Origin of the sequence: Mycobacterium shimoidei (assembly GCF_900417275.1) — a bacterium.
GTDB classification, from domain to species: domain Bacteria; phylum Actinomycetota; class Actinomycetes; order Mycobacteriales; family Mycobacteriaceae; genus Mycobacterium; species Mycobacterium shimoidei.
In genome coordinates this window covers 1,205,485-1,222,214 of sequence record NZ_UEGW01000001.1, presented here as the reverse complement: position 1 = coordinate 1,222,214, position 16,730 = coordinate 1,205,485, and the positions used below count along the sequence as shown (strand labels likewise).

Genomic DNA, 16,730 nt, shown 5'->3' with positions numbered 1-16,730 from the left:
GGGGATAAGGGACGCCCCCGCCGCCGGCTGAACCACCGCCCGCCCCGCCACCGGGAGGCTAGCCGGGTGGCAGTGCGGATGGACCCGCAACGGTTCGAGGAGCTGGTCTCCGAGGCGCTGGATCTGATCCCGCCCGAGCTGGCCGCCGTCATGGACAACGTCGTGGTCCTGGTCGCCGACCGCGATCCCGAAGACGCCGAGCTGCTCGGGCTGTATGAGGGTGTCGCGCTGACCGAGCGCGACTCCCACTACGGCGGATCGCTTCCGGACACCATCACGATCTATCGCGACGCGCTGCTGGACATCTGCGACTCCGACGACGAGGTCGTCGAGGAGGTGAAGATCACCGTGATCCACGAGATCGCCCACCATTTCGGCATCGACGACGACCGGCTGCACGAATTGGGCTGGGCTTAGCGTTATCCGGGGCTTTATCGGCGCGGCATCGCGGATTCGTCGGGCCCCGGTGCTACAACGGGGCCCATGGAAACCGGGGAAACGGGGGACACCGGCTGCCGCGATTGTCGGGCAGGTCTGGAGCATTGCCACGGCACCCTCATCCGCCACTGGGCCCGCCGCGCGGAGTGCACCGAGGACGGCTGCACCGGCCCGGAGCTGATGGCGCACGCGTTCGTCGTCGACTGCGACGTGGCCGGGTGCCAATGCGCCGAGCCCATCGCGCTGGCCGTCTGAGCGGGCGTCAGCCCATCGGGTCGGTGCTCGACTCCACCGCGTCGGCCACCGGCGTGGCGCTCGGTTCCGGATAGAACGGCGGGGACTGCTCGCCCCACTGCACGCAGCTCCACCGCCCGTCGGTGATCGGCACCAGCACCACCGACTCGGCGTTGCCCAGGTGATGGTCCAATGCGAAGCTGCTGTCGACTCCGGCCAGGACGGCCGCGGCCAGCCGGATCGCCGCGCCGTGGCTGACCACGACGATGTCGTTGTGCCAGCTGTCGTAATCGAGGTAGCGCATCCGCAGTTCGGTGAGCACCGGCACGTAGCGGTCGAGCACCTCTTCGCCGCTCTCCCCGCCCGGCAACGGCACATGGCGCTCCCCCTGGTGCCAGCGTTTGTAGATCGCGTTGAATTCGGCGACCGCGTCGTCGTCGCTGCGGTCCTCCAACTCCCCGACCTGAACCTCGTGGATGCCGTCGACGGCGTGACCGGATATTCCGAGCTGGGCGCCGACTTCCGCGGCGGTCTGCTCAGCCCGCACCGCCACCGAATGCATCAGCAGGCCGGGCCGTCGCACACCGTGGCGGGCGAAGGTGCGCGCCTGGTCGCGGCCCAGCGGCGTCAGCTCGGTGCCGGGCGGTCGGGTGTCCAGCCGGCGCTCGACGTTGCCGTAGGACTGGCCGTGGCGCACCAGGATCAAGCGCCCGCTCATGGTTGCCGACCCTGTAATCCGGCCAGCCAGCGGTTTGCCTCGTCCAGCTGGGGCGGCGGCGCGCCCGCGGCCGATCCCGTCGGCCAGGAACCCAAGTAACGCACATCGGCGCAACGGCGGTGCAGCGCCTTGAGTGCCTCGGCGACCGCGTCGTCGTCGATGTGCCCGACGCAATCCAGGAAGAACATGTAGGTGCCCAGTTCGGTTCGGGTGGGGCGGGATTCGATGCGGGTCAGGTCGATATCGCGCATCCCGAATTCGGACAGCGCGGACACCAGCGCCCCCGGCGTGTTGTCGATGCGCAAGACCACCGAGGTCCGGTCGGCACCGGTGCGCGGCGGGGGCGGGCCCGGGCGCCCGACAAGAACGAATCGCGTGCAGGCGTTGGGTTCGTCGACGACGCCCTCGGCCAGCGCCGCCAACCCGCGATGGGCCGCGGCCAGCGGCGAGCTCACCGCGGCGTCCACGGTGCCATCCACCACTTGCTGTGCCGCCTCGGCGTTGGAGTTCGCCGGGCGCAGTTCTACGCCTGGCATATTCTCGCCCAACCAGCGCCGCACCTGGGCGGCCGCAACCGGGAAGGCGGCCAGGGTGTGCACCTCGTCGCGGCCCCGACCGGGCTTGGCGACGATGGAAAACGCGACGTCCAGCGTGATCTCCGCGAACACCTGCACCGGCGACCCGATCGCCAGGCTGTCCAAAGTGGGGGTGACCGACCCGTCGATCGAGTTCTCGATCGGCACGCACGCATAGTCGGCTCCGCCGTCCCGGACCGCGTCCAGTGCCGCCGTGGTGGTGTCGGCAGGGATCGGCGTCACGTCGTCCGACCGAGGCTCGGGCAGCAGGCCGGTGTCGACCATCCGAAGCAGCGCCGCCTCGGTAAATGTCCCTTCCGGACCGAGATACGCGATGCGAGCCACGATTTAAACCCTATCGGGTGCTAGGTCTTGCGCCGGTCAATCCGACTTAGTTAAGTTAGGCTTGCCTCACTTGACGAAAGGTGATCGATGCCCGTCGCCCAACGCGCCGCCCCCACGACCGCAGAGCGAATCCGCAGCACCTGCCTGCGGGCCAACGGCGCGCTACTCGCGGTGGAGGGCGCCGAGCCGGTCTCCACGCCGCTGTACCACCTGCTCGGCGATGGCTCATTCGCCGTCGCGGTTCCGCTTGATCCCACCGTGCGCCTCGCGGGGGCACAGGCCGTGCTGGAGCTGGCCGACTACGCGCCGCTGCCGCTGCGGGAGCCGGTGCGCGCGCTGGTGTGGATCCGCGGCCGATTGCAGCAGGTGCCGTTGCGGGCGGTGCGCGACATGCTCGACCTGATCGCCAGCGAAAACCCGAATCCTGCTCTGCTGCAAGTGCAGACGGCGACGTCCGGCCCGGCCATCGAGGGCGACCCGCGCTATATGCTGCTGCGGCTGGAGATCGAGTCGGTGGTGGTCACCGATGCCAGCGGCGCCGAGACCGTTTCAGTCGCGGCGCTGCTGGAGGCGCAGCCCGACCCGTTCTGCACGCTCGAGTCGTGCTGGATCAAGCACCTGGACACCGCGCATCGCGACGTCGTCGCCAGACTGGCGTCGCAGCTGCCGACGCGGCTGCGGCGCGGCGACGTACGCCCGCTGGGACTTGACCGATACGGCGTGCGGCTGCGTATCGAAGCCGCCGACGGTGACCGTGACGTCCGGCTGCCGTTCCGGGAGCCGGTCGACGACGTGGCCGGCCTCAGTCGGGCCATTCGGGTGCTGATGGGTTGCCCGTTCACCCGTGCTGTCACCGGCCTATGGCGGCCGCAGTCCTGATCGGTCGCCGCCCCGGGCGGTTACCGTGTCGAGGTGACTTCGCCTGAGACTGCGGTGTTGCAGCGACGTGAGCTGCGCATCGAGATCGTTGTCGTACTGGGCGTCACGTTCGGTCTCAGCGCCGTCAGCGCCGTACTGCAGCTCGCCGATTCGGTGCTGCGCGACCTGAGCCGCCAGAAGATCCCGCTGAATCCGCGGCGCTCGTATTTCGACCTGATCGACCTGGGGCTCAACGCGGCTTCCGTTGCGCAACTGATCGCCTGGGGCGCACTGGGTCTGTACCTGCTGTGGCGCAGTGGCCTAACACCGGCGCGAATCGGGTTGGGGCGGTTGAACTGGCGCGCCGATCTCGGCGGTGCCGCCGGCTTGGCCGCCCTCATCGGGGTGCCCGGCCTGGGGCTGTACCTGGCCGGCCGGATGCTCGGGATCAACGCCTCGGTGATCCCATCCAGCCTCAGCGACACCTGGTGGCGAATACCGATGCTGGTGGCCGCCGCGTTCGCCGACGGGTGGGCCGAGGAGATCGTCGTGGTCGGCTATCTGATCACCCGGCTCCGGCAGCTGAACATGGGCCGGTGGGCGGCGCTGGCCTGCTCCAGCGTGCTGCGCGGTGCCTACCACCTCTACCAGGGGTTCGCCGCCGGGCTGGGCAATCTGATCATGGGGTTGGTGTTCGGGTATGCCTGGCAGCGCACTGGCCGACTGTGGCCACTGGTGATCGCCCACGGGTTGATCGACACGGTGACGTTCGTCGGCTACGCGCTGCTGGCCGGACATCTCGGGTGGCTGCGCTGATGAGCGACGACCTCTCGTTCGGCGAGCCTTCGCCGGTGATCCGCCGCCCCACCGACCCGCCCCGGCAACGCCCCCAGCCGCCGGCGCCCCGGCCGGTCGTGCGCCAACCGCCGGCCCGACCGTCCAAGCCCCGACGGCGTCGCAAACGCGCGTGGGGGCAGGTGATTTCGCTGACTCTGGTGATCGTCGTGCTGTTGATGACCGCCGGCATCCTGGGCGGGACGCTGTGGATGGACACCGCCCTGCATCGCCAGCCGGTACTGAGCGACTACCCCGGGCGCCCGGCCGCCGGGCGCGGCACCACCTGGCTGCTGGTGGGATCGGACAGCCGCCAAGGCTTGACGGCGCAACAGCAAGAGACGCTGAGCACCGGCGCCGACATCGGCGACGGCCGCACCGACACCATCCTGCTGGTGCACGTGCCCGCGTTCGGGTCAGACACCCCGACCACGATGGTGTCCATCCCGCGCGACTCCTACGTGCCGATCCCCGGCTACGGCCGCGACAAGATCAACGCCGCCTTCACCATGGGCGGTGCGCGGTTGCTGGCGCAGACCGTCGAGCAGGCCACCGGGTTGCGGCTCGACCACTACGTCGAGATCGGGTTCAGCGGGTTCGCCGCTGTCGTCGATGCGCTCGGCGGGGTCACCGCCTGCCCGACCGCATCGATCCAGGATCCGCTGGCCGGGATCGACCTGCCGGCCGGGTGCCAGTCCTTCGATGGCCGCAGCGCGCTCGGCTATGTCCGCAGCCGGGCCACCCCGCGCGCCGACCTCGACCGGATGGCCAACCAGCGAGCGTTCATGTCTGCCCTGCTGCACCGCGCGGCCAGCCCCGCCGTGTGGCTCAATCCGTGGCGCTGGTACGCGGTGCCGCGTGCGGTTGCCGACGCGCTGACCGTCGACGCCGGCGACCACGCCTGGGATCTGGTCCGGCTGGGCTGGTCGCTGCACGGTTCGACGACGGCGCTGACGGTGCCGATCGGCGAATTCAGCGGAAGCGACTCCGGGTCGGTGGTGGTGTGGGATCACGACGCCGCCGCCCGGTTGTTCGACGCGCTCGCCGCTGACCAGCCGCCGCCGGCGGCTTAGTCCATCCCCGCGCCCGTCAAACCGTCCTCCAGCCAGGCCTTCACCCGGCCGGGATGGCGGGTGGCCAGCCAGGCCACCCCGACCTCACGGCAGAACGCGACGTCGTCGTAGTGGTCGACGTTCCAGCAGTACAACGCCCGGCCCTTCGCCGCAGCGCGGTCCACGAGCTCGGGGTGCTCGCGCAGGGCCGCGATCGACAGCCCCACCGCGGTGGCGCCGACAGCGGTGGGCGCGCTGCTGGCCAGGTAGCGGGCCGCCGTGCCCAGCAGCACGGTGGGCAGCAGCGGTGCGGTCCGCCGCACCCGCCACACCGCGGCCGCCGAAAACGACATGACCACTGCTCGCGACAGGTCCGCCGACGCGGGTGTGGCAATGCCGAAGCGCTGCAGGAGCGCCAGGACTTTGGTTTCCACCAGGGCGCCGTAGCGCACCGGGTGTTTGGTTTCGATGAAAATCTTCACCGGCCGGTTCCAGTCCAGGACCAGCGCGACCAGCGCGTCGAGCGTCAGCAGACCGCTGTCGCCGTGGGCGCCGTCGGGCCGCCAGCTGCCGTGCCACGAGCCGTATTCCAGTTCGCGCAGCTGCGCCAGTGTCATGGTGCTGACCAGTCCGGCACCGGTCGAAGTCCGGTCCAGGCGGCGGTCATGCACACACACCAGATGACCGTCGCGGGTGAGGCGCACATCGCACTCGACGCCGTCGGCGCCTTCCTTGAGAGCGAGTTCGTAAGCGGCGAGGGTGTGTTCCGGCCGAGCAGCCGAGGCGCCGCGGTGCGCAACCACAAATGGGTGCCGGGCGAGCACCTCGTCGGCCCGCGTCATACCACTATGCTGCCGGGTCCTCACCCTTTAACTCAACTGCCGGGGTGGATGCCGGCGCGGCGGCGCCCTCATCGGGGACCACCACCCAGCGGCGGGCGGGCCGTTCGACCGGTTTGCGCTCGAACCCCTCGAAGACCCGCCCGGCAGTCGCGACCCCGGCCGCCGCCAGTAGGTAGGCAAATATCATCGTCACGGTGTTGTTGGCGATGCCCTGCGCGTCTTGGGCCCGACTGGTGAACCAAGCGAAGACCGACACCGCGGTGCTGAAGGTCCACACAATCCACCAGACCAGGATCGGCTTGCGCAGCCGTTGGAGGGCTTCTTCGACGTTGGCCAACTCGATGACGTAAACCGGCGCCCAGGCCAGGTTCACCAACGGCACCAGACAGCCTGCCCACAACGCGCGGACCGACCGCGGCTCCGGCCAACCGTAATGCGCGAATGCGGCTGCCCTCCGGGCAATCAACCACTGGGTCAGCGCGATCGCACACGTGATCACCGCGGCGATCGCGGCCAGGCCGACCAACACGCCCAGCCAGAATGCCGCGCCGGCCACCCACGGATTGAGCAGTGTGTTGCGGTTGATGATCAGCAGCAGGTACCGGACCAGGTACACCAGTGTGGCGATGCCCAGCACGACCTGGGTTGCGAACAAGGTTGTGCGTACCCGCGGCACCGACGGCCGGGGAGTTTCCGTCGCCGGCGGCGCCGGCGCGACCGGACCGGCGTGATCGGCCAGGCCCCATCGCGGTATGACGGCGTATCGCGGGGTGGGGCCCAGCGGGCGCCGTCGACGTCGGGGCGGTGGTGGGGGGCCGGGACGCACGGCAATCCACCGATAACCCGGTGGCAGACGCGGTGCTGAACGCTGCCGGGCTGCGGGGGCGGCCGCACGCTGATTCCACCGTGGATCAGGCGCCGGGATCTCCATCGACGGGGCCAGCAGGGTGCCGCGACAGCGCGGACACCACACTCGCTGGCGGTCACGCACGTTCCAGCGTGTGCCGCACTGGGAGCACACTTGGATCATTGACGCCACTCCTCGATCCCGGCTGCGCCGGCATCATCGTCGTCGACGTGGATCATTGACGCCACTCTCCCCCGTCATTGACGCGGATCACCGGACCAGGATAGTGGCGATCGCAAGCCGACAAGCGCGAAGCCGGCCGCCACCTCGCGATGCCAGCTACTAACGGCTATCCACAGTTTCCACAGGTTTATCCACATAGCCATTTGCGGGGGCGAGGCACTGACGCCGCAACATCGCGTATCACGGCACCGTAACTGTGGATAACAGTGCGGTAACGACGGCCACGATCGACAGGCTGGCGGGGGTCTGAGCTAACGCATCGCCGCGCTAAGCATCCCTCGATCGGGGGACATCGAGTGGGATGCCCCCGGGCCGAAGCCGGGCCCGGGGCCAAAACACGCGGTCCCCCGGCGCGCAGCTGTTCTGCCGGCACCCGGGCGGTTGTGTGCTGGTCAGCGCCCCGACACCCAGTCAATTTCCGCGCCGATTGGAATGGCGCTATGATCGCGACCACAAAGGTGTTTGTGACTCATCTCACTGGGGGCGAATTGCACATGCAGACCGGGGTCATCCGATGACGACGCAGCCGCTCGGGCCACAGTCGGCACCGTCGTCGCCACAGTGGTACGTCACCTCCCCGATATGCAATCGCTCCTACCTGCTCGCCGGGGTGCGGGCCGGCCTGATCGCCTTGGTTTTGCTGGCGGCGCTCGCCGTCATCGTTCTGGTCTGAATTCGACGCCCGCCGGGTGCGCGCCCACCGCGCACGTTCTTGCGGCGCGCGCAGTCATGGAGCAGGGTTGATCTGGTAAGTGACCACGCGGCGCAGCCCTTGCCCGTGAGTGCTAGAAGATAGGTCGTCAACGACCGCGTATGGAAGGAGTCTCGTGGCTGAATACACTTTGCCGGACTTGGACTGGGACTACGGCGCGCTGGAGCCGCACATCTCGGGGCAAATAAATGAGCTTCACCACAGCAAACACCACGCCACATACGTCAAGGGAGCCAACGACGCCCTCGCCAAGCTCGAGGAGGCGCGCAGCAAGGACGACCACTCGTCGGTTTTGTTGAACGAAAAGAACCTGGCGTTCAACCTTGCCGGCCACGTCAACCACACGATCTGGTGGAAGAACCTGTCCCCCAACGGAGGTGACAAACCAACCGGCGAACTCGCCGCCGCCATCGACGACGCGTTCGGGTCGTTCGACAAGTTCCGCGCGCAGTTCCACGCGGCCGCGACCACTGTGCAGGGGTCCGGCTGGGCGGCCCTCGGCTGGGACAATCTCGGTGAGAAGCTGCTGATATTCCAGGTCTACGACCACCAGTCCAACTTCCCCCTCGGCATCACTCCGCTGCTGCTGCTCGACATGTGGGAGCACGCCTTCTACTTGCAGTACAAGAACGTGAAGGTCGACTTCGCCAAGGCGTTCTGGAACGTCGTCAACTGGGAGGACGTCCAATCCCGCTACGCGGCGGCGACTTCCAAGACCAAGGGCCTCATCGCCGGCTGACTTCCAACCTTTGCCTCGGGGCGTCGCGCAAGCCGCGGCGCCCCGATTTTTTGGGGACCGTGCAGCCTGTCATTGTTGCAGTTCGTGCCCGGTTGGCCGTGTCCACTTGCGGGTATCCCCAGCCTGACGCATCCTGAGTCCATCGACCCGTCGGCATATTGCCGGACGGCCGACCCGAGCAGTACGGAGGGTCATATGGACGTTGGGCCAAGCGGGGCTGTCGAAGTCGCCCCTTTCCATTCCCATGGCTCCTTGAAGGGATTCGTCATCTCCGGCCGTTGGCCTGATTCGACCAAGGAGTGGGCGCAGCTGCTGATGGTCGCCGTCAAGGTGGCCTCCTTGCCCGGGCTGCTCTCCACCACAACGGTATTTGGCGCTCGCGAGGAGCTGCCGGAATCTCCCGAGCCAGGCACCGTCGGACTGGTCCTGGCCGAGGGACCTGTCGTAGGCGAATCCGCAATTCCGCCAGGCTATTTCGCGGAACGCCAACCGCCCGCGTTGTTGATGCTGCACCCGCCTTCGGAGACGACGCCCTCATTGCCCGAATGCACTGGTGCCGCATCAGGATGCGTGTTGTTGCCCGGGCTGCCATATCTGGGCCTCGAGCACCGTGCCGCCTGGGTGGAAGCAGAAGCCGATGGCACCATCACCTCGATGGTGAGCCGGGTCGGGGTCGACCCGATCTCGCACCCGGACACTGCGATTCTCGCGATGTTGCTTGCCGCATAAGGCTTTTGCGGTAATCAAATCGACAAATACGGCTAGCCGAAATCGTCGCGCACGCTGGTGCCTGGCGAACGTGACCGCTAGCCTGGGGTCGATTGTGCAAGCGGAATTCGAAGGGGAGTAGCCCTCAATCGTCGGGTCGACATACTGGCGAACAGCCCGGCCCGCGAACCATCCCGGCGTGGACGGTGGGCGAGACCTTCGACCCGATGTCCGACGAGCGGTCGTTCGTCGGCGACGCGTCGAAAGGTCACCAGCATGCTCTCAGCCGCGCTCCTGAGTTTCGGGGTGGTGTTTCTCGCCGAGCTCGGCGATCGGTCGCAGCTGATCACCATGACCTACGCCCTGCGCTACCGGTGGTGGGTGGTGCTGACCGGCGTGGGCATCGCGGCCAGCGTGGCGCACGGGATTTCGGTGGCTATCGGGCACTTCCTGGGCCTGACGCTGCCCGCCGAGCCGATGGCTTTCGCCGCCGCGATCGCGTTCTTGGTCTTCGCGGTGTGGAGTTGGCGGGAGGGCACCAGCGCAGACGACGACGTGCGGCCCGTCCGAGAGCCACGGTTTGCGCTGCTCGCGGTGGTGTCGTCGTTTCTGCTTGCCGAGTTGGGTGACAAGACGACGCTGGCCACGGTCGCGCTGGCCAGCGACCGGGACTGGGTCGGCGTGTGGATCGGCACCACCGTGGCGATGATCGTCGCGGACGGCTTGGCCATCGCGGTGGGAATTCTGCTGCATCGCCGACTGCCCCAAGGCCTGCTGCACGTGCTGGCCAGTCTGCTGTTCCTGTCGTTCGGTTTGTGGATGTTGTTCGACGGCGCCTTGGGCCTGCGGTGGGTCGCGGTCGGCGCGGTCGCGGCGACGGCGCTGGGCGCGGCGGTCGCCGCGGTGGTGCGGTATACCCGCCGCACGCCCGCCGAAGCCGCCGTCGCACAGGCTTCGCACGGCGTCGTCTAAGGCCCGTTACAGCCCGGACAGCAAAGCGCCATATCGAGCCGTCGCCGGCGTCAGTTTGTTGCCCAGCGGCGGCTCGTCGCGCCCGAGGAGGCCACTCGCCGCATTCAGCTGCGCAGACAGCGACCGACGCTGCCACAATTCGCTTGGTGCATCTTGTAAAAACGCTGCATGACGCGCGCGTCGTGCGTTGAAGATGTTGCGTTTGACGACTGTGGACGCCAGTACCAATTTCGTCCGGGTTTGCACTTGGTTGACGCGATAACTGTCGCTACGATGATCAGCAAATACGTGCCTGGAGCCTATCGTCCTGCCAAAACTGGTGGAGGTCATATTGATGAGCACGACGTTCGCTGCCCGCCTGAACCGCCTGTTCGAAACGGTCTACCCGCCGGGGCGGGGACCGCACACCTCCGCTGAGGTGATCGCGGCGCTCAAAGCGGAAGGCATCACGATGTCGGCTCCCTACCTGTCGCAGCTGCGCTCCGGCAACCGCACGAACCCGTCGGCAGCAACCATGGCGGCGCTGGCGAATTTCTTCCGCATCAAGCCCGCCTACTTCACCGACGACGAGTACTACGAGAAGCTGAACAAGGAACTGACGTGGATGGCCGCGATGCGCGACGAGAACCTTCGCCGTATTGCGTTGCGCGCCAAGGGTTTGTCACCCGAAGCCCAGCAAGACATCTTAGAGCGGGTAGAGGAGCTGCGCCGCAAGGAACACCTGGACGCCTAGCCTGACGAAAGAACGGCACCGAGTTCCGATTAGGGTTGGCACATTGATCGCGCACATGTAGCGCGATGGTCAGCGAGATACCGAAGAGGCGGCCGGGATGGGGTTGTTCCGCAAGCGAAAAAGCCGCGCGACGCGTCGTGCCGAGGCCCGTGCGATCAAGGCCCGCGCCAAGCTCGAGGCGAAGCTGGCCGCCAAGAATGAGGCCCGTCGCGCCAAGGCCGCGCAGCGTGCCGAAACCAAAGCGCTCAAAGCGCAGCTGAAAGCTCAACGAGACAGCGAGCGGGCGGCCCTGAAAGCGGCCGAGGCTGAACTCAAAGCAGCACGCGAGGGCAAACTGTTGTCTCCCACCAGGATTCGCCGAGCGCTGACGGTGTCACGACTTCTCGCGCCGATTGTGGTGCCGGTGGTCTACCGGGCAGCGATGGCCGCGCGCGGCTTGCTGGACCAACGCCGCGCCGACCAGCTCGGCGTTCCGCTCGCCCAGATCGGTCAATTCTCCGGCCACGGCGGCCGGCTGTCGGCGCGCATCGCCGGGGCCGAGCAGTCGCTGCAGGCCGTGCAGCAGAAAAAACCCAAGGACGCCGAGACCAAGCAATTCGTGGCGGCGATCTCCGAACGGCTCACCGACTTGTCGGCAGCAGTCACCGCGGCGGAAAACATGCCCGCGCCGCGGCGCCGGGCCGCCCACGCCGCGATCGCCAGGCAACTCGACGGGATCGACGCCGACCTGATGGCCCGGCTCGGGCTGGACTGACGATGCTGCTGCACAGACTGGTGGCGACGGGTTTGCTGCTGTTGGGGTTGGCATGCGCCGGCACGGCGACCGCCGGGACGGTCGGTGCGCACGCCGTGCGGGTCGGAACCACGCCGGCGGAGGGCGCCGTCGTCGAGAAAGGCCCGGAACAGGTCAGCGCGACGTTCAACGAGCCGCTGCAACCCGCGTTCGCGGCCATGACCGTCGTCGGGCCGGACGGCAATCTCTGGTCGTCGGGCAAACCTCAGGTTGCGGGTGCAGTTATCAGCGTCGGACTGCGGCCGCTGGGACCGGCCGGCACCTACACGGTGAACTACCGCGTCACGTCGGCGGACGGGCACGTGGTGACGGGCTCGTGGTCGTTTCAGCTCGCAGTGCCCGGCACCGGTCAGCCCGGGCCCGGCGCCCACACCGGTGGGGCCGGCGGCGACGGCGTGCCCATCTGGCCGTTCGTGGCCGGCGCGGTGGTGCTGGTCGGCGCCGGGGCATTCTGGGCGGTCCGCCAGCAGTCTTAGCTATCGCCCAGAAGGGTGGCCCGATCACCCTGGCATGATGGGGTTCATCCGCCGGCGTCCGCGACGAGAAACTGCAAAGGAGCTCCGACATGGCAGACCCGCAGGACCAACCGGACCACCCAGCCGACGTCGCGCCTGAACATGCCCCCGGCGCTGGACCGACCCCGCCCGCATCACCCGCACCCGCGGCGGACAACGCGGCGCCGCCGGCACCGCCGGCCGACCAACCACCGCCACCGCCTGCGGAGTCGGAGAAGCCGGCGAAGAAGGCCCAAAAAGCACCGGCCAAAAAGACGGCCGCGAAGGCCGCCAAGAAGGCACCTGCCAAAGCCGCCAAGAAGGCCCATAAAGCACCGGCCAAAAAGGCACCGGCTAAAAAGACGGCCGCCAAGAAGGCGCCTGCCAAGAAAGCCGCGCCCGGTGTCGCCAAGCAGGCCGCCACCAACGGCCAGCCCTCTGCCGGAGCGAAAGAGGCAGCGGCACAAGCGAAGTCAGCCGTGGACGCGGCCAAGAACCCGGTGGCCGGCGGGACTGAGTCACCCGCCGAGCGCTTCGGAGTGCCGGTTGCGGTGATCGTCGCGCTCAGCCTGCTGGCGTTGCTGCTGGCGCGACAACTGCGCCAGCGCGGCCGCTGACTGTGACGGTGACTTTCCGGCCGACCGCCGACCTGGTCGACGAGATCGGGCCCGATGTTCGCAGCTGCGACGTCCAATTCCGGCAGTTCGGTGCGCGCTCGCAATTCGCCGGTCCGATCAGCACCGTGCGTTGCTTCGAAGACAACGCGCTGTTGAAGTCGGTGCTCTCGGAGCCGGGCGAAGGCAAGGTGCTGGTGGTCGACGGCGCGGGGTCGCTGCACGCCGCCCTGGTCGGTGACGTCATCGCCGAACTGGCCCGCTCCAACGGCTGGGCCGGCTTGGTGGTGTATGGCGCTGTTCGGGACGCAGCGGCGCTACGCCGCATCGACATCGGCATCAAGGCGCTGGGCACCAATCCCCGCAAGAGCACGAAAACCGGTGCCGGCGAACGTGACGTCGAACTCATCCTGGGCGGTGTCACTTTCGTACCCGGCGACATCGCCCACAGCGACGACGACGGCATCGTCGTCGTCGCCGCGGACCGTTAGGCTGCCACCGCCGCGCGGCCCTATGGTGGCGGCCCGCCGCGCCCGGCTACGCCGCGCTTGCGACCGCCACGTGCTTGCTGAAGTGCAGCGCCTTGTCGTCGACCCGGCCACGCCGGATCAGGCGCAGGTCCAGCAGGTAGTTCTGCTTGAGCCGCCAGGGCGCCACCGCGCCCGCTTTGGGCAGGTAGTCCAGTGCCCGCAACACGTATCCCGGGGTGAAGTCCATCAGCGGACGCTCGTCCACCGCGTCACCGGGGTGTTCGGGGACCACGGTGTCGTAGCCGTGCGAGTCCATGTAATTGAGCACACGGCAGACGAACTCGGACACCAGGTCGGCCTTGAGCGTCCATGACGCGTTGGTGTAACCGATGGTGAAGGCCATGTTCGGCATGCCGGTCAGCATCATGCCCTTGTAGGCCATGGTTTCGCGAAGTTCGACCGTCGTGCCGTTGCGCCGAATCTGCGCGCCACCGAACAGTTGCAGGTTCAAACCCGTTGCGGTGATGATGATGTCGGCGTGCAACTCCTCACCTGAGGTCAGCCGGATGCCGGTCTTGGTGAACCGGTCGATGGTGTCGGTGACGACGTCGGCCTGACCGTGGCGGATCGCGCGGAACAGATCACCGTTGGGCGCCAGACACAATCGCTGGTCCCAGACCTTGTAGCGCGGGCCGAAGTGCTTCTCGACGTCGTAGCCCTCCGGCAACCGCCGCTTGGCCATCGTCATCAGGGTCTTGCGCATGTAGTTGGGGAAGCGCCGCGAAAGCTGGTACTGGATGGTGCTGAAGGCGATGGCCTTCCACCGGTTCACCACATGCGCGGCTTTGTCCGGAAGCAGCCGGTTCGCGCGCTCGGCGATCGGATCGACCTCGGGCAGCGAACCGATGTAGGTCGGTGAGCGCTGCAGCATGGTCACGTGCCCGGCGCCGGAGTTCACCAACGCCGGGATCAGAGTCACCGCCGTCGCCCCGGACCCGATCACGACAACGCGCTTGCCCGCGTAGTCCAAATCTTCCGGCCAGTGCTGCGGATGGACGATCGTGCCCTCGAAATCCTGCATGCCTTCGAAGGCCGGCAAATAGCCCTCGTCGTAGTTGTAGTAGCCGCTGCAGGCGAAAAGGAACGTGCAACTGATCTGACTCTGTTGGCCGTCACGCTCGACGGTGAGCTTCCAGTGGTTCTCGGCGTCGGACCAATCGGCGGCGACCACCTTGGTGCGGTAGCGGATGTGGCGGTCGATGCCGTTCTCCTCCGCGGCCTCCTTGATGTAGGCCTTGATCGACGCGCCGTCGGCGATCGATTTGGCCGAGCGCCACGGCTTGAACCGGAAACCCAGCGTGAACATGTCCGAGTCGGACCGGATGCCTGGGTATTTGAACAGATCCCAGGTGCCGCCGAGATCGTCGCGGCGCTCGAGAATGGCGTAGCTCTTGTTCGGGCAGCGGTCTTGCAGATGCCAGGCCGCACTGATGCCGGAGATGCCGGCTCCGACGATGACCACGTCAATGTGTTCAGTCATGCCGCCACGTTATCAACGCGGTGTCGAGTCAGTCAACATAGTGTTGAATCTTTCGACATCGTGTAAAGTAACCGTCGTGACTGCCGCTGTTCCTACCCACGCTTCCCGGGGCCGGCGCGCCTCGCGTCCCTCGGGAGACGAGCGCGAACAGGCGATCCTCGCCACCGCCGAGCGGCTGCTGGACGAACGCTCCTTCGCCGACATTTCCGTCGACGACCTCGCCAAAGGCGCTGGGCTTTCCCGGCCGACGTTCTACTTCTATTTCAAGTCCAAAGAGGCGGTCCTGCTGTCGCTGCTCGAACCGCTGATCGCGCGGGTCGATTCGGAGTTCGACGGTGCGATACAACGCCTGCCGGAGGATCCGCGCCGGGTGTGGCGCAATGGCATCAAGGCGTTTTTCACGGCATTCAGCTCGCACCGTGCGATGGCCCGGGCGGGAACCGAGGCGCTGGCCACCAGCTCCGAGTTTCGAGCGGTGTGGTCGGGCTTCATGCAAAAGTGGATCGACCAGACCGCGGCCATGATCAGCGCCGAACGAGCGCGCGGCGCCGCGCCCGACACCATCCCGGCCACAGACCTCGCCACCTCGTTGAACCAGATGAACGAGCGCACCATGATGGCCACGCTGTCCGCCGAGACGCCCGCGCTCGTCGAGGACCACGTCGTCGATACCCTCACCCACATCTGGGTGACCAGCATCTACGGCGAAGCCAGCTAAAGCGTCGCACCGCTATGCGAACATATGTTCGTGCGGTGTTCGACTCGGCAAACCGCCGACATCCTGCACGCTGACCTGGACTCCTTCTACGCCTCGGTCGAGCAGCGGGATGACCCGGCGCTGCGCGGCCGGCCCGTCATCGTCGGCGCCGGGGTGGTGCTGGCCGCCAGCTACGAGGCCAAGGCCTACGGTGTGCGCACCGCAATGGCCGGCCGGCAGGCCCGGCAACTGTGCCCGCACGCCGTCGTGGTGCCACCGCGGATGCGCGCCTACACCGCGGCCAGCGAGGCGGTGTTCGAAGTGTTCCGGGACACCACCCCGTTGGTCGAGCCGATCTCGGTGGATGAGGCGTTCCTGGACGTCGGTGGATTGCGCCGGCTCCGCGGGCCGCCGGTGCAGATCGCGGCCCGGCTGCGCGCCGACGTGCGGGATCGGGTGGGGCTGCCGATCACCGTCGGCATCGCCCGAACAAAGTTCTTGGCCAAGGTGGCCAGCCGTGAGGCCAAACCGGACGGGTTGTTGCTGGTGCCGCCCGACCAGGAGCTTGCGTTCCTCCATCCGCTGCCGGTGCACCGGCTATGGGGCGTGGGTCCCGCCACCGCCGCCAAGCTGCGCGCGCACGGCATCGAAACCGTCGCGGACGTCGCCGAACTCAGCGAATCGATGCTGGCCTCGCTGGTCGGCGGTGCGATGGGCCGCCAGTTGTATGCGCTGTCGCGCAACATCGACCGTCGCCGGGTGTCGCCGGGCGTTCGGCGCCGTTCCATCGGCGCCCAGCGGGCGCTCGGCCGCGCCGGCAACACGATGTCGGCTGCGGAGCTCGACGCGGTGGTGATCACCCTGATCGACCGGATCACCACGCGGATGCGGACGGCAGGACGAACCGGACGCACCGTGGTGCTGCGCATGCGGTTCGATGACTTCAGCCGGGCGAGCCGATCACATACGCTGCCGTGGGGGACGTCGTCGACACCGGTTGTCCTCGCGACCGCCCGCCGACTGCTCGCGTCGGCCGCGCCGTTGATCGCCGAACGTGGACTGACCATGGTCGGCTTCGCGGTGGCCGACATCGACCAGGCCGGCACCGAGCAGCTGATGCTGCCGTTCGGCCCGGCGCAGACGCAACCGCCCGCGATCGACGCGGCCGTCGACCGGGTGCGCCGCCGCTACGGCCGATCGGCCGTGACGCGTGCGGTTCTGCTTGCCCGGGATCTCGGCCTTCAGATGCCGCACCTGCCGGACTGAGCCGGC

Annotated in this window: 22 protein-coding genes; 16 read left to right on the top strand and 6 right to left on the bottom strand. The window is 67.8% G+C overall.

Annotation, left to right across the window (positions count from 1 at the left end; genetic code table 11):
• Positions 1 to 66 precede the first annotated feature (66 nt).
• Positions 67 to 417, top strand: coding sequence for a metallopeptidase family protein (locus tag MSP7336_RS05940; protein WP_069393989.1), 351 nt, complete (start codon positions 67 to 69; stop codon positions 415 to 417).
• A 66-nt stretch (positions 418 to 483) separates the two neighbouring features.
• Positions 484 to 693, top strand: coding sequence for a hypothetical protein (locus MSP7336_RS05935; protein ID WP_113963267.1), 210 nt, complete (start codon positions 484 to 486; stop codon positions 691 to 693).
• A 7-nt stretch (positions 694 to 700) separates the two neighbouring features.
• Here the strand turns inward: MSP7336_RS05935 and MSP7336_RS05930 are convergent, their stop codons facing one another.
• Positions 701 to 1,390, bottom strand: coding sequence for a histidine phosphatase family protein (locus tag MSP7336_RS05930; protein ID WP_069393991.1), 690 nt, complete (start codon positions 1,388 to 1,390; stop codon positions 701 to 703).
• Positions 1,387 to 2,310: a prephenate dehydratase gene (gene pheA / locus MSP7336_RS05925; RefSeq protein WP_069393992.1), complete on the bottom strand. Its 924-nt coding sequence runs from the start codon at positions 2,308 to 2,310 to the stop codon at positions 1,387 to 1,389. Before pheA ends, MSP7336_RS05930 begins: the two co-directional genes overlap by 4 nt.
• An 87-nt stretch (positions 2,311 to 2,397) precedes the next feature.
• On the opposite strand from pheA, the gene MSP7336_RS05920 reads away from it, so the two are divergent.
• From MSP7336_RS05920 to MSP7336_RS05910, 3 genes are all read left to right on the top strand, one after another.
• On the top strand, positions 2,398 to 3,189 hold the full coding sequence (locus MSP7336_RS05920; protein ID WP_113963266.1) for a DUF2470 domain-containing protein: 792 nt from the start codon (positions 2,398 to 2,400) through the stop codon (positions 3,187 to 3,189).
• A gap of 33 nt (positions 3,190 to 3,222) precedes the next feature.
• A complete protein-coding gene (locus tag MSP7336_RS05915; RefSeq protein ID WP_113963265.1) occupies positions 3,223 to 3,984 on the top strand; it encodes a CPBP family intramembrane glutamic endopeptidase in 762 nt (253 codons plus the stop codon).
• Between the two features lie 164 nt (positions 3,985 to 4,148).
• On the top strand, positions 4,149 to 5,075 hold the full coding sequence (locus MSP7336_RS05910) for an LCP family protein (protein WP_425325764.1): 927 nt from the start codon (positions 4,149 to 4,151) through the stop codon (positions 5,073 to 5,075).
• Here the strand turns inward: MSP7336_RS05910 and MSP7336_RS05905 are convergent.
• Both MSP7336_RS05905 and MSP7336_RS05900 read right to left on the bottom strand, forming a co-directional pair.
• The gene (locus tag MSP7336_RS05905) at positions 5,072 to 5,896 is read right to left on the bottom strand and encodes a glycerophosphodiester phosphodiesterase (protein ID WP_069393995.1); all 825 of its coding nucleotides are present in this window, start codon (positions 5,894 to 5,896) and stop codon (positions 5,072 to 5,074) included. The genes MSP7336_RS05910 and MSP7336_RS05905 overlap by 4 nt on opposite strands.
• Positions 5,897 to 5,900: 4 nt before the next feature.
• Entirely contained in the window at positions 5,901 to 6,926 is a 1,026-nt protein-coding gene (locus tag MSP7336_RS05900; RefSeq protein ID WP_113964787.1) for a DUF4328 domain-containing protein, read from the bottom strand.
• A gap of 574 nt (positions 6,927 to 7,500) precedes the next feature.
• Here MSP7336_RS05900 and MSP7336_RS23700 point away from each other — a divergent pair.
• The 4 genes from MSP7336_RS23700 to MSP7336_RS05885 all read left to right on the top strand — a co-directional run bounded on the left by MSP7336_RS23700 (position 7,501) and on the right by MSP7336_RS05885 (position 10,117).
• Positions 7,501 to 7,659 carry a hypothetical protein gene (locus MSP7336_RS23700; protein ID WP_181786585.1) on the top strand — a complete coding sequence of 53 codons (159 nt, stop codon included), beginning with the start codon at positions 7,501 to 7,503 and terminating at the stop codon, positions 7,657 to 7,659.
• A gap of 154 nt (positions 7,660 to 7,813) precedes the next feature.
• Positions 7,814 to 8,437 carry a superoxide dismutase gene (locus MSP7336_RS05895; RefSeq protein ID WP_069393997.1) on the top strand — a complete coding sequence of 208 codons (624 nt, stop codon included), beginning with the start codon at positions 7,814 to 7,816 and terminating at the stop codon, positions 8,435 to 8,437.
• Between the two features lie 195 nt (positions 8,438 to 8,632).
• Complete coding sequence (locus MSP7336_RS05890; RefSeq protein WP_069393998.1) at positions 8,633 to 9,166, top strand: peptidase; 534 nt, start codon at positions 8,633 to 8,635, stop codon at positions 9,164 to 9,166.
• Between the two features lie 255 nt (positions 9,167 to 9,421).
• Positions 9,422 to 10,117 (top strand): TMEM165/GDT1 family protein, encoded by a 696-nt coding sequence (locus MSP7336_RS05885; RefSeq protein ID WP_113963264.1) that lies wholly within the window; start codon positions 9,422 to 9,424, stop codon positions 10,115 to 10,117.
• Positions 10,118 to 10,123: 6 nt separating this feature from the next.
• Here MSP7336_RS05885 and MSP7336_RS05880 read toward each other — a convergent pair whose 3' ends face one another.
• On the bottom strand, positions 10,124 to 10,459 hold the full coding sequence (locus MSP7336_RS05880; protein ID WP_142706741.1) for a hypothetical protein: 336 nt from the start codon (positions 10,457 to 10,459) through the stop codon (positions 10,124 to 10,126).
• Here MSP7336_RS05880 and MSP7336_RS05875 point away from each other — a divergent pair.
• The 5 genes from MSP7336_RS05875 (at position 10,452) to rraA (ending at position 13,242) form a co-directional block, all read left to right on the top strand.
• The gene (locus tag MSP7336_RS05875; RefSeq protein ID WP_069394288.1) at positions 10,452 to 10,850 is read left to right on the top strand and encodes a secretion protein EspR; all 399 of its coding nucleotides are present in this window, start codon (positions 10,452 to 10,454) and stop codon (positions 10,848 to 10,850) included. The two genes, MSP7336_RS05880 and MSP7336_RS05875, sit on opposite strands and share 8 nt — an antisense overlap.
• Before the next feature lie 97 nt (positions 10,851 to 10,947).
• Entirely contained in the window at positions 10,948 to 11,604 is a 657-nt protein-coding gene (locus tag MSP7336_RS05870) for a DUF6474 family protein (RefSeq protein WP_069394001.1), read from the top strand.
• Positions 11,605 to 11,606: 2 nt separating this feature from the next.
• The gene (locus MSP7336_RS05865; RefSeq protein ID WP_113963262.1) at positions 11,607 to 12,119 is read left to right on the top strand and encodes a copper resistance CopC family protein; all 513 of its coding nucleotides are present in this window, start codon (positions 11,607 to 11,609) and stop codon (positions 12,117 to 12,119) included.
• 89 nt (positions 12,120 to 12,208) lie between these two features.
• Positions 12,209 to 12,754, top strand: coding sequence for a hypothetical protein (locus tag MSP7336_RS05860; protein ID WP_113963261.1), 546 nt, complete (start codon positions 12,209 to 12,211; stop codon positions 12,752 to 12,754).
• Positions 12,755 to 12,756: 2 nt separating this feature from the next.
• On the top strand, positions 12,757 to 13,242 hold the full coding sequence (gene rraA, locus MSP7336_RS05855; protein WP_113963260.1) for a ribonuclease E activity regulator RraA: 486 nt from the start codon (positions 12,757 to 12,759) through the stop codon (positions 13,240 to 13,242).
• Between the two features lie 46 nt (positions 13,243 to 13,288).
• Here the strand turns inward: rraA and MSP7336_RS05850 are convergent, their stop codons facing one another.
• Positions 13,289 to 14,761 (bottom strand): flavin-containing monooxygenase, encoded by a 1,473-nt coding sequence (locus tag MSP7336_RS05850; protein WP_069394004.1) that lies wholly within the window; start codon positions 14,759 to 14,761, stop codon positions 13,289 to 13,291.
• Between the two features lie 76 nt (positions 14,762 to 14,837).
• Here MSP7336_RS05850 and MSP7336_RS05845 point away from each other — a divergent pair, with 76 nt between their 5' ends.
• Both MSP7336_RS05845 and dinB read left to right on the top strand, forming a co-directional pair.
• Positions 14,838 to 15,479: a TetR/AcrR family transcriptional regulator gene (locus MSP7336_RS05845; RefSeq protein WP_069394005.1), complete on the top strand. Its 642-nt coding sequence runs from the start codon at positions 14,838 to 14,840 to the stop codon at positions 15,477 to 15,479.
• Between the two features lie 24 nt (positions 15,480 to 15,503).
• Positions 15,504 to 16,724, top strand: coding sequence for a DNA polymerase IV (gene dinB / locus MSP7336_RS05840; protein WP_113963259.1), 1,221 nt, complete (start codon positions 15,504 to 15,506; stop codon positions 16,722 to 16,724).
• Positions 16,725 to 16,730 lie beyond the last annotated feature (6 nt).

Coding starts and splice junctions, on each gene's coding strand:
- MSP7336_RS05890 (WP_069393998.1), top strand. CDS start 8,633: ATGGACGTTGGGCCAAGCGGGGCTGTCGAAGTCGCCCCTTTCCATTCC.
- MSP7336_RS05885 (WP_113963264.1), top strand. CDS start 9,422: ATGCTCTCAGCCGCGCTCCTGAGTTTCGGGGTGGTGTTTCTCGCCGAG.
- MSP7336_RS05930 (WP_069393991.1), bottom strand. CDS start 1,390: ATGAGCGGGCGCTTGATCCTGGTGCGCCACGGCCAGTCCTACGGCAAC.
- MSP7336_RS05860 (WP_113963261.1), top strand. CDS start 12,209: ATGGCAGACCCGCAGGACCAACCGGACCACCCAGCCGACGTCGCGCCT.
- MSP7336_RS05870 (WP_069394001.1), top strand. CDS start 10,948: ATGGGGTTGTTCCGCAAGCGAAAAAGCCGCGCGACGCGTCGTGCCGAG.
- dinB (WP_113963259.1), top strand. CDS start 15,504: ATGTTCGTGCGGTGTTCGACTCGGCAAACCGCCGACATCCTGCACGCT.
- MSP7336_RS05850 (WP_069394004.1), bottom strand. CDS start 14,761: ATGACTGAACACATTGACGTGGTCATCGTCGGAGCCGGCATCTCCGGC.
- MSP7336_RS23700 (WP_181786585.1), top strand. CDS start 7,501: ATGACGACGCAGCCGCTCGGGCCACAGTCGGCACCGTCGTCGCCACAG.
- MSP7336_RS05900 (WP_113964787.1), bottom strand. CDS start 6,926: ATGATCCAAGTGTGCTCCCAGTGCGGCACACGCTGGAACGTGCGTGAC.
- MSP7336_RS05935 (WP_113963267.1), top strand. CDS start 484: ATGGAAACCGGGGAAACGGGGGACACCGGCTGCCGCGATTGTCGGGCA.
- MSP7336_RS05865 (WP_113963262.1), top strand. CDS start 11,607: ATGCTGCTGCACAGACTGGTGGCGACGGGTTTGCTGCTGTTGGGGTTG.
- MSP7336_RS05905 (WP_069393995.1), bottom strand. CDS start 5,896: ATGACGCGGGCCGACGAGGTGCTCGCCCGGCACCCATTTGTGGTTGCG.
- MSP7336_RS05875 (WP_069394288.1), top strand. CDS start 10,452: ATGAGCACGACGTTCGCTGCCCGCCTGAACCGCCTGTTCGAAACGGTC.
- MSP7336_RS05920 (WP_113963266.1), top strand. CDS start 2,398: ATGCCCGTCGCCCAACGCGCCGCCCCCACGACCGCAGAGCGAATCCGC.